10 protein-coding genes are annotated in these 10,980 nt (G+C 60.6%); 7 read left to right on the forward strand and 3 right to left on the reverse strand.

The genetic code is table 11. From position 1 onward, the window contains the following. From J2Y39_RS19595 to selO, 3 genes are read left to right on the forward strand one after another with little or no spacing between them, the layout of a single operon-like run. Entirely contained in the window at nt 1-1,743 is a 1,743-nt protein-coding gene (locus J2Y39_RS19595; protein ID WP_217851103.1) for a potassium/proton antiporter, read from the forward strand. A gap of 34 nt (nt 1,744-1,777) precedes the next feature. Then, complete coding sequence (gene mscK / locus J2Y39_RS19600) at nt 1,778-5,131, forward strand: mechanosensitive channel MscK (protein WP_095181005.1); 3,354 nt, start codon at nt 1,778-1,780, stop codon at nt 5,129-5,131. A 48-nt stretch (nt 5,132-5,179) separates the two neighbouring features. Continuing rightward, nucleotides 5,180-6,643, forward strand: coding sequence for a protein adenylyltransferase SelO (gene selO / locus J2Y39_RS19605; RefSeq protein ID WP_252868669.1), 1,464 nt, complete (start codon nt 5,180-5,182; stop codon nt 6,641-6,643). 5 nt (nt 6,644-6,648) lie between these two features. Here the strand turns inward: selO and J2Y39_RS19610 are convergent, their stop codons facing one another. Both J2Y39_RS19610 and J2Y39_RS19615 read right to left on the reverse strand, forming a co-directional pair. Next, nucleotides 6,649-7,011, reverse strand: a complete 363-nt coding sequence (locus J2Y39_RS19610) for a type II toxin-antitoxin system PemK/MazF family toxin (RefSeq protein WP_056787412.1) — start codon at nt 7,009-7,011, stop codon at nt 6,649-6,651. Beyond that, entirely contained in the window at nt 7,011-7,280 is a 270-nt protein-coding gene (locus J2Y39_RS19615) for a hypothetical protein (RefSeq protein WP_008077592.1), read from the reverse strand. Before J2Y39_RS19615 ends, J2Y39_RS19610 begins: the two co-directional genes overlap by 1 nt. A gap of 236 nt (nt 7,281-7,516) precedes the next feature. On the opposite strand from J2Y39_RS19615, the gene trxC reads away from it, so the two are divergent. Next, entirely contained in the window at nt 7,517-7,951 is a 435-nt protein-coding gene (gene trxC / locus J2Y39_RS19620; RefSeq protein ID WP_095181008.1) for a thioredoxin TrxC, read from the forward strand. A gap of 130 nt (nt 7,952-8,081) precedes the next feature. On the opposite strand, the gene J2Y39_RS19625 is transcribed toward trxC, so the two are convergent. Beyond that, a complete protein-coding gene (locus J2Y39_RS19625) occupies nt 8,082-8,852 on the reverse strand; it encodes a ParA family protein (protein WP_056787407.1) in 771 nt (256 codons plus the stop codon). A 356-nt stretch (nt 8,853-9,208) separates the two neighbouring features. Between J2Y39_RS19625 and J2Y39_RS19630 the strand changes: the two genes are divergently transcribed. Genes J2Y39_RS19630 through J2Y39_RS19640 form a run of 3 tightly spaced genes read left to right on the forward strand, consistent with a single transcriptional unit; the run spans nt 9,209 to nt 10,975 of the window. Then, on the forward strand, nt 9,209-9,934 hold the full coding sequence (locus J2Y39_RS19630; RefSeq protein WP_041477598.1) for a beta-ketoacyl synthase chain length factor: 726 nt from the start codon (nt 9,209-9,211) through the stop codon (nt 9,932-9,934). Further along, entirely contained in the window at nt 9,910-10,722 is an 813-nt protein-coding gene (locus tag J2Y39_RS19635) for a 1-acyl-sn-glycerol-3-phosphate acyltransferase (protein ID WP_041477597.1), read from the forward strand. Before J2Y39_RS19630 ends, J2Y39_RS19635 begins: the two co-directional genes overlap by 25 nt. Beyond that, nucleotides 10,700-10,975 (forward strand): phosphopantetheine-binding protein, encoded by a 276-nt coding sequence (locus J2Y39_RS19640; protein WP_039756723.1) that lies wholly within the window; start codon nt 10,700-10,702, stop codon nt 10,973-10,975. Before J2Y39_RS19635 ends, J2Y39_RS19640 begins: the two co-directional genes overlap by 23 nt. The last annotated feature ends 5 nt before the right edge of the window (nt 10,976-10,980 follow it).

The raw sequence follows: 10,980 nt of genomic DNA on the forward strand, positions 1-10,980 counted from the left end.
TTGAATGCGACGACCATCAACAGCCTGTTCTTGATCGGCGCGTTGCTGGTAGGCGCAAGCATTCTTGTCAGTTCTCTTTCTTCACGTCTCGGCATTCCGATTCTGGTCATCATTCTCGCGGTCGGCATGGCGGCCGGGGTCGATGGTGGCGGGATCATTTTCGATAACTACCCGACGGCCTATCTGGTCGGCAACCTCGCCCTGGCAGTGATCCTGCTCGACGGCGGCTTGCGTACGCGGGTGTCGAGTTTCCGCGTGGCGTTATGGCCGGCGCTGTCGCTGGCCACGGTCGGGGTGTTGATCACCACCGGGCTGACCGGCATGGCCGCTGCGTGGCTGTTCGACCTCAATCTGATTCAGGGCCTGCTGATCGGCGCCATCGTCGGTTCGACCGACGCCGCTGCGGTGTTCTCGCTGCTCGGCGGTAAAGGCCTCAACGAACGGGTCAGCGCCAGTCTGGAAATCGAATCCGGCAGCAACGACCCGATGGCGGTGTTTCTCACCGTCACCCTGATCGACATGCTCGCCAGCGGCGAAACCGGCCTGCACTGGAGCCTGCTGACCCACCTGATCCGCGAGTTCGGCATCGGTGGTGTGATCGGTCTGGGCGGTGGCTGGGTGATGCTGCAACTGGTCAATCGCATCAATCTCGCCGCCGGGCTCTATCCGATTCTGATCATCGCTGGCGGTCTGGTGGTGTTCGCGCTGACCAACGCCTTGCATGGCAGTGGTTTCCTCGCCGTGTACCTGTGCGGTCTGGTGATCGGCAACCGCCCGGTGCGTAGCCGCCACGGCATTCTGCACATGCTCGACGGCATGGCCTGGCTGGCGCAGATCGGCATGTTCCTGGTGCTGGGCCTGCTGGTCACGCCCCACGATCTGCTGCCGATCGCCCTGCCCGCCCTCGGTCTGGCGCTGTGGATGATCCTGTTCGCGCGGCCGCTGTCGGTGATGGTCGGCCTGCTGCCGTTCAAGGCTTTCCATGGTCGTGAAAAAGCCTTTATTTCCTGGGTCGGCCTGCGCGGCGCGGTGCCGATCATTCTCGCGGTGTTCCCGCTGATGGCCGGGCTGCCGCAAGCGCAGCTGTATTTCAACCTGGCCTTCTTCATCGTACTGGTGTCGCTGCTAGTGCAAGGCACGAGCCTGCCGTGGGTGGCCAAATTGCTCAAGGTGACCGTTCCGCCAGAACCCGCGCCGATATCCCGGGCGGCACTGGAAGTGCACGTCACCAGCGAGTGGGAACTGTTCGTTTACAAGCTCGGCGCGGAGAAATGGTGCATCGGTTCGCCGCTGCGCGAGCTGAAAATGCCCGAGGGCACACGCATCGCGGCGCTGTTTCGTGGCCAGCAACTGCTCCATCCGTCGGGTAGTACGGTGCTGGAAGTCGATGATTTGCTGTGTGTTATTGGCCATGAACACAACTTGTCGGCCCTCGGCAAACTGTTCAGCCAGGCGCCGCAACGTGGCCTCGATCTGCGCTTCTTCGGCGACTTCGTACTCGAAGGAGATGCCCAGCTTAAAGCGGTTGCAGCGCTGTATGGCTTGCCGGCCGAAGGCATCGATCCGGACATGACCCTGGGCGCGTTCATCGCCCAGAAAGTCGGTGGTGCACCCGTCGTCGGTGACCAGGTGGAGTGGAACAACACCCACTGGACGGTTGCGGTCATGGACGGGAACAAGATCGGCAAAGTGGGCGTCAGATTCCCCGAAGGAAGTCGCCCGGGCCCCGGACTCTTCCTCTAAACTGCTTCCACTCTCACTTGCTTGACCGGTCTCTATGCCTACCCTGCGCTCCTTTTTCGCCGCGGCCCTGCTGGGCCTCAGTCTTGTCGTCGGCCCGCTGCATGCTGCCGAACCACCGTCCAGCGATGCCGTGCAGGCCAGCCTCGACAAGCTGGCTGACAGCAAACTGCCGGACGCCGACAAGAAGACCCTGCAGACCGTCCTGCAGAACACCCTCAATCAACTGAACAACCAGCGTGATTACGAGCAGAAGCTGATCGATCTCAAGCGTCAGCTGGCCAACGCGCCGAAGCAGACGATTGAAAATACCCGCGAACTGAGCCGCCTCAAGGCCACCGCACCGGTGCCGGTAGCGCAACGTTTTCCGAAAGAGTCGATCCAGCAACTGGAGCAGATCCTCACCGATCGCTCGACCCAGCAAAGCGATCTGCAAAAAGCCCTGGCCGAAGCCAACAGTCTGATCATCACCGCGCAGACTCGCCCCGAGCGTGCGCAGGCGGAGATTTCCGCCAGCCAGACGCGCATCCAGCAGATCAACACCATCCTCAAATCCGGCAAGGACACGGGCAAAACGGTCACCGCCGAACAGCGCGACCAGTTGAACGCCGAACTGGCCGCACTCAATGCACTGATTCCATTGCGCCGCCAGGAACTGGCAGGCAACACCCAGTTGCAGGATCTGGGCAACGCTCAGCATGACTTGCTCTCGGAGAAATCCGATCGCCTCGACCGCGAGATCCAGGAACTGCAAACCCTGATCAACCAGAAGCGTCTGGCGCAGTCGCAGGAAACCGTTACCCAGCAATCGATCGAAGCACAGAAGGCCGGCGGCAGCAGCCTGCTGGCGAGCGAGAGCGCGACCAATCTCAAGCTTTCCGACTATTTGCTCAAGAGCACCGACCGTCTCAACGAAGTCACGCAGCAGAACCTGCAGACCAAACAGCAACTCGACACCCTGACCCAGAGCGATTCGGCACTGGACGAACAGATCAGCGTGCTCAAGGGCAGCCTGCTGCTGTCGAAAATTCTCTACAAACAGAAGCAGGCGCTGCCGCACTTGAAGGTCGACCGCGACCTCGCCGACCAGATTGCCGATATTCGCCTGTATCAGTTCGATGTCAGCCAGCAGCGGGAGCTGTTGAGCAATCCGGCGACCTATGTCGACAATCTGCTGGCCACGCAGCCGCCAGAGCAGGTCACCCCGCAACTGCGCAAAAGCCTGCTCGATCTGGCCAACACCCGTGCTGATCTGCTCGAGCGCCTGAACCGCGAATTGAGCGCGATGCTCAATGAATCGATCACCCTGCAGCTCAACCAGAAACAATTGCTGAGCACCGCGCAAAGCCTGCGCGCGACCCTCGACGAACAGATGTTCTGGATCCCCAGCAACAAGCCGCTGGACGTGGAATGGATGCGCGGCGTGCCCGAGCGTCTCGAGCGACAGGTCAACACCCTGCCCTGGGCGTCGAGTCTGAGCGAACTGACTGACGGCCTGACCCAGCGGCCATTGCTGTTTCTGCCATTGGCGCTGCTGATCGGCGCCCTGTTGTGGCGACGCAAAGCGCTGTACGGAAGACTCAACAAGGTTCACCAGGACATCGGCCACTTCAAGCGCGATAGCCAGTGGCACACGCCGCAGGCGATTCTGATCAACATTCTGTTGGCGATGCCGGTGGCGTTGGGTCTGGCGCTGTGCGGTCTGGCCCTGCAGATTGACGCGCGCGGGCAGAACGCCAACATGGGCGCGGCGCTGTTGCAGATGGGCCAGGCCTGGCTGGTGTTCTACACCGCGTACCGGATTCTTGCGCCGGGTGGCGTGGCGGAATTGCACTTCCGCTGGGAGAAGCCGCAGGTCGAGTTCCTTCAGGGCTGGGTGCGTCGACTCGGCCTGGTAGTAATGGCGCTGGTCGCCGTGGTGGCCGTCGCCGAGTTGCAACCGGCGGCGCTGGCCGATGACGTGCTCGGCATGCCGGTGGTGCTGACTTGCTATGCGTTGATGGCATGGCTGCTCAGTCGCCTGCTGATCAGCAGCCCGACGCACCAGAATGCCTCGCTGTTCCGCAAAGCCGTCGGGGTGATGTTCACCCTGCTGCCGATCGCCCTGTTTGTCGCGGTGTGCTTCGGCTACTACTACACCGCACTGAAACTCAGTGATCGCTTGATCAATACCTTGTATCTGCTGATGTTCTGGCTGGTGATCGAGGCGACCTTCGTGCGTGGCCTGAGCGTTGCCGCGCGGCGTCTGGCTTACCAGCGCGCGCTGGCCAAGCGGCAGGCGGCAAAAGAGGCCGGCGACGGCGAAGCGGTGATCGAAGAGCCGACGCTGGATATCGAAAAGGTCAACGAACAGTCCCTGCGCCTGATCCGCCTGGCCCTGCTCGGCGGCTTCATTGCGGCGCTGTACTGGGTCTGGTCGGACCTGATTTCGGTGTTCTCGTATCTGGACAACATCACCCTTTACGAATACACCAGCGGCACCGGCGCCAACATGAGCATGGTGCCGATCAGCATCGGCGACATGCTCGGCGCGCTCATCATCATCGGTATCACCTTCGCTCTGGCGCGCAACTTGCCCGGCCTGCTCGAAGTGTTCGTGCTGTCCAAACTCAATCTGGCCCAGGGCAGCGCTTATGCGACAACGACGCTGCTGTCCTACGTGATTGCCGGCGTTGGTTTTGTCACCACCCTGTCGACCCTCGGCGTCAGTTGGGACAAGTTGCAATGGCTGGTGGCAGCGCTGTCGGTGGGCCTCGGTTTCGGTATGCAGGAGATCTTCGCCAACTTCATCTCCGGCATCATGATCCTCTTCGAACGCCCGGTGCGGATCGGTGACACCATCACCATCGGCAACCTGTCGGGCACGGTGAGCAAGATCCGCATCCGCGCCACGACCATCACCGACTTCGACCGCAAGGACATCATTGTCCCGAACAAAACGTTCATCACCGGGCAATTGATCAACTGGTCGCTGACCGACACCATCACCCGCGTCACGCTGAAACTCGGCGTCGATTACGGTTCGGATCTGGACCTGGTCAAGGAACTGCTGCTCAAAGCGGCCCGGGAGAACCCGCGCGTGCTCAAAGAACCTGAGCCACACGTGTACTTCCTCAACTTCGGCGAAAGCACGCTCGACCACGAACTGCGCATGCATGTACGCGATCTCGGTGACCGCAACCCGGTGCTGGATGAGGTCAACCGCTTCATCAATCGCGAGTTCAAGAAGCAGCACATCAACATCTCGTTCCGGCAGATGGAGGTTTATCTGAAGAACCTGCACGGTCAGGAATACAAGATGGTGCCTGTGGAACCCGAGAACAAAACCATCGTGCCGATCGTCGACGGGCAGAAACCTTTGCCGGAACCGCCACCGAGCAAACTCGACTAACCGACATGGTCCCAGCAGAATGCTCGGACATTCTGCTGGAGCCGGCCCGTGAAAGCCCTCGACGAACTGACTTTCGACAACCGCTTTGCCCGCCTGGGCGACGCGTTCTCCGCGCACGTGCTGCCCGAGCCGATCGACAATCCGCGTCTGGTGGTCGCCAGCCCGGCCGCTCTGGCCTTGCTTGATCTCGATGCGGCCAGCGCCGACACCGAAGAATTCGCGCAACTGTTTGGCGGCCACAAGCTGTGGGCCGATGCCGAGCCGCGGGCGATGGTGTATTCCGGGCATCAGTTCGGCGGTTATACCCCGCAACTGGGTGACGGGCGCGGTCTGCTGCTGGGTGAGGTGTACAACAACGCTGGCGAGCATTGGGACTTGCACCTCAAAGGCGCCGGGCAGACGCCGTTTTCACGCATGGGCGATGGTCGCGCGGTGCTGCGCTCATCGATTCGCGAGTTTCTCGCCTCCGAGGCGCTGTTTGCGCTGAACATTCCATCTTCGCGGGCCGCCTGCGTGATTGGCTCCGACACGCCGGTCTGGCGGGAAAAGCAGGAACGCGCGGCGATGGTGCTGCGTCTGGCGCCGAGCCATATCCGCTTCGGCCACTTCGAATATTTCTACTACACCAAACGCCCCGAGCAGCAGAAACAGCTTGGCGAGCATGTGCTGGCGATGCACTTCCCTGAGTGCCTGGAGCAACCGGAACCGTATCTGGCGATGTTCCGCGAGATCGTCGAGCGCAACGCCGAACTGATCGCCAAGTGGCAGGCTTACGGCTTCTGCCACGGCGTGATGAATACCGACAACATGTCGATCCTCGGCATCACCTTCGACTTCGGCCCGTTCGCCTTCCTCGATGACTTCGACGCGCATTTCATCTGCAATCACTCCGATGATCAGGGTCGCTACTCGTTCAGCAATCAGGTGCCGGTGGGCCAGTGGAACCTCAGCGCGCTCGCCCAGGCGCTGACGCCGTTCATCAGCGTCGAGGCCCTGCGCGAAACCCTCGGCTTGTACCTGCCGCTGTTCCAGGCGCACTACCTCGACCTGATGCGCCGCCGCTTCGGCTTCACCACCGCCGAGGACGACGATCAGCAACTGCTGGAAAACCTGCTGCAACTGATGCAGAACAGCGGCGTCGACTACACGCTGTTCTTCCGCCGCCTCGGTGAAGAGTCAGCCGAACAGGCCATCGCCCGCCTGCGCGACGATTTTGTCGATATCAAAGGTTTCGATGCCTGGGGCAAACGCTACGTCGCCCGGGTCGGCCGCGACGGCAATGCCGATCAGGCACAACGCCGCGCACGGATGCATGCAGTCAATCCGCTGTACATCCTGCGCAATTATCTGGCGCAAAAGGCTATTGATGCGGCGGAACAAGGGGATTATGCCGAGGTACGCCGACTGCATGCGGTGCTGAGCAAACCGTTTGAGGAGCAGCCGGGGATGGAGGGTTACGCCGAGCGGCCACCGGAGTGGGGAAAGCATTTGGAGATCAGTTGTTCTTCGTAGGCGCTTCAGCTTAGCGGGTCGATTGCACTGATTACACGGTCGACGATGTCAGACATTGTCACGTCATCCAGTCGCTCGATGAATTTGGCCGTGCCGTCTCGTACCCGTTGTTCTATGTCAAAACTGCGAACCTGATTACACACCGCTACACCATTGGTTTCGTGGCCAGTAATGGCGACCGCCAAACCCATATACCGGCTGAAATTCCCACCGCTAGTAACAGGCACCGTCATGCTCACGCCCAATGCGTTGATCTCTCTGGGCGTGATCACCACAAAGCGATGTCTGTTCATCATCTCCCGCCCCGCCACTGGGTTTGGATCAATCCAGTAAACGTCACCCCGCTGAGGGGGCTGTCGGCGCACCATCAACCCAGCTCCCGGCCGACAGAATCACCTTCAAGGGTCTCGCTAGTCTGGGCGTTAAGTTTCTGCAATTCTTCTGCGCCTTCGAGTAGCTCTGACAAACTATAACGCTTACGCGTAGCGGCTACGGCTGGACGAGCAATCAGTTCGCCATCGACCACATTCAGCTCTAGCTGTGCGCCAACCTCCAGATGCAACAACTTTAAAAGCGTGGGCGGAATCGTAATGACGGCAGCGCCACCTTGGCGGCGTATCTTGGAAGTTACGGACATTATGTCGCTCCGATTTGATGCATAGGAATCATCGATTCCTGAATTAGTGCAACAAAAGTAGCACGCGGATAAAGACAAAGCGATCTCCTCACGACAAGCGTAAAACGCCGAATTGGTCTTCAGACTAGCCATCGATCCCGGAACTGTTTTGAGAAAAATGTGAGCAGTTGCGACATTGATAAGTTGGCAGATCGACTCCAAATCAGTTCTATAGACTGCCTATCAGAGAACCAATCATGACCACCCCACTCCTCATCCCCTGCCCCTCCTGCAATGGCGTCAACCGCATTCCAGCCGAGCGTCTCGCCGATCAACCCAAGTGCGGACGCTGCAAATCTGCGGTACTGCTGAGCAAGCCTTTCGAACTCAAGCAAGGCGATTACGCCAGTCAGATCAAGGGCGATCTGCCGTTACTGGTGGATGTCTGGGCGGACTGGTGCGGGCCGTGCAAATCGTTTGCGCCGGTGTTCGAACAGGCTGCGGCGCAGCTGGCAGGCAAGTGCCGGCTGGCCAAGCTCGACAGCGAAGCGAACCAGCAATTGTCGGCGCAGTTGGGGATTCGCTCGATTCCGAGTCTGATTCTGTTTAAAAACGGCAGGGAAGTGGCGCGACAGAGCGGTGCGTTGCCATTGCCGCAGTTGATGGCGTGGCTGCGTAGCCAAGGCATCTGATCCAGCACAGATCCCCCTGTGGGAGCGAGCCTGCTCGCGAAGGCGGTCGATCATTCAGCGCCGATGTTGAATGTGCCGGCCTCTTCGCGAGCAGGCTCGCTCCCACAGGATTTGCGTGTGAGTCGGGGAATCAGTGGCCTTCCAGCAGATTGTGCAGTTCAACGAACTGCTGCGTGAGCTTGTGCCGTGGATCGAGGTGGATCAGCGGCATGCTGGCCTGGTGCGACTCGCGCATGCGCACCGAACTGCTCAGGTACACCGGCAGTACCGGCAAGCCTTCGGCGATCAACTCGTCGAGCATCTGCTGCGGCAGGCTGGCCCGCGCCTGAAACTGATTGACCACGATGCCTTCGACTTCCAATCCTTCGTTGTGGTCATCCTTCAACTCTTCGATCTCGGCGATCAGTCCATACAGGGCCTGACGTGAAAAGCTGTCGCAGTCAAAGGGGATCAACACTCGATCCGCGGCAATCAGCGCCGATACCGCGTAGAAATTCAGTGCAGGCGGGGTGTCGAGATAGATCCGGTCGTAATCCTCGGACAATTCGTCCAGCAACTTGCGCAGCTTGTTGATCTTGTGTTTCGCCTCGAGCTTGGGCTGCAGGTCGGCCAGCTCGGCGGTGGCGGTAATGATGTGCAGGTTGTCGAACGGCGTTTCGTAGATGTCCGCCTGATTCTTTTTCGAGAACGGCCCGGAGGACAGGGTCTGTTTGAAGAAGTCAGCGATACCCATCGGGATATCGTCGCCGGTGAGCCCGGTCAGATACTGAGTGGAATTGGCCTGGGCATCGAGGTCGACCAACAACGTGCGATAACCCTCGCTGGCGCTGACCGCCGCCAGATTGCAGGCGATGCTGGATTTGCCCACGCCACCTTTCTGATTGAACACCACGCGCCGCATGACCAAACCTCCGTGTATCAAAGAATGACCGAGTGTAGTTGGCGGTGACCGCGCTTCGCTACCTTCACGGACATGGACTACGTCGTCAGGTGTAAAAATCGACGCCCAGGCATGGAAAAAACCGCCAGCCATTACGGAGACACCTGACAGACACGCCGCGTCAAATCCGGATAATGGCCAAGTGATAGCCATGCAGCGAACCGCTCGGTACATTTTGTTGGGCAAAATGTAACCAACATTTGCTACACACCCGTCGCACCGGGATAATGCGCGCCACCCGGCGCCCTGCGCCAAGCCAAGCCTGCTGCGGCGCTGGCGACTCAACGCGTCAACGAAAGCCCGCAGGGGCGGGATGAATGTCCGTGATCAACTTCAACATCGCCCAATGGCGCGCGTGGGCCCCGGGGCTCGACAGCGTGGACGCCTGGCAGGCCTGGAGCCGACAACCGGTCGTGCTGCAGAGCAGTGATGCCGCGCCCGATGTGTCGTTTCTGCCGGCCATGCAGCGCCGCCGCCTCAGCAGGCTGGCGCGGATGGCCTTCAGCGTTGGCTGGCCGCTGGCCGACGGGCGGGACAACCTGCCGCTGGTGTTCGTCTCGCGGCACGGCGAAACCCCACGCACATTCGAAATCCTCCGCGATCTGGCCACCGAGCAGCCCTTGTCGCCGACCCAATTCAGCCTGTCGGTGCACAACGCGATCATCGGTTTGTGGTCGATCATGCGCGGTGAAACCAGCGAAATGACCGCCCTCGCCGCTGCTGGCGACGGCCTCGAACACGGCATGCTCGAAGCAGCGGCACTGCTTGATGAAGGCGCCCCGGCCGTGCTGCTGGTGATCACCGAAGAGCAACCGCCCGAGGCGTATTCGCAGTGGGTCGATGACGTGCCGTTCCCTTATGCGCTGGGCTTGTTGCTCACGCCCGGTACCGACTGGCGGCTGACCCTGAACAGCAGCACCGAAACCCGGTCAAAGGCGCACTGGCCGCACGCGCTCAACCTGCTGCGAACCCTGCTCGGCCAGCAACCTGACTGCCAACATGCGTGGAAAAATCGTGTATGGACCTGGCATCGCAACCCGTGACCGCCAAACACCGCGACGCCTACTACTGGCGCCTGCTGGCCACTGCTGCGAGCTTCGCCTTGTTCGGGCTCGGCGGGCTGTGTCTGCGCCTTCTGGTATTTCCGCTGCTCGGCTGCCTGCCCGGTGACGCGCTGGTCCATCGCCTGCGCGCGCGGCGTACGGTCAGTCGGTTGTTCTGGTTTTTCGTGCGTTTCATGGCCCGCACCGGCGTGCTCACTTATGACATCGAGGGTGCCGAGCGCCTTGGCCGACCGGGGCAGATGATCATTGCCAACCACCCGTCGCTGATCGATGTGGTGTTTCTCATCGGTCTGGTGCGCCACGCCAATTGCGTGGTGAAAAAAACCCTCTGGGAAAACCCGTTCACCCGTGGCCCGCTGCGCCGCACCGAGTACATCAGCAACGACGGCAGCATGGACATGCTCGACGCGGCCGCGCAGTCATTGCAGGACGGCCAGACCCTGATCATTTTCCCCGAAGGTACGCGCACCCAGCCGGGGCAGGCGCCGGCCTTTCATCGGGGGGCGGCGGCAATTGCCCTGCGCGGTGCGAAAATCGTTACCCCGGTGATCATCAAGGTCAGCCCGACCACCCTGACCAAAGCCGAGCCGTGGTATCGCATCCCCCATCGCCGCGTGCACTTCAGTTTTCGCGTGGGGGCCGATATAGACCCACAGACCTTCGCCGCGCAAGGCCCCGCACCGCAGGCCTCGCGCAAGCTCAACGATTATTTGCATGACTATTTCATTAAGGAGCTCGCCGCAGATGAGCGAACTGAACACCGCTAGCCTGGTGCGTGACATCAAACTGCTGATCATCGATGCCCTCGGCCTCGAAGACATCAGCCCCGAGGACATCGGCGACGAGCAGACATTGTTCGGCGAAGGCCTCGGCCTGGACTCCGTGGACGCGCTGGAACTGGGCTTGGCGATCCAGAAAAAATACGGCATCAAGATCGACGCCGATGCCAAAGACACCCGCAACCATTTCACCAACGTGGCCAGCCTTGCGGCATTCGTCACGGCAAAACAGGCAGCTTGAGACCG

The organism is Pseudomonas sp. 2957, from assembly GCF_031456345.1.
In the GTDB taxonomy this organism is placed as follows: Bacteria; Pseudomonadota; Gammaproteobacteria; order Pseudomonadales; family Pseudomonadaceae; genus Aquipseudomonas; species Aquipseudomonas siliginis.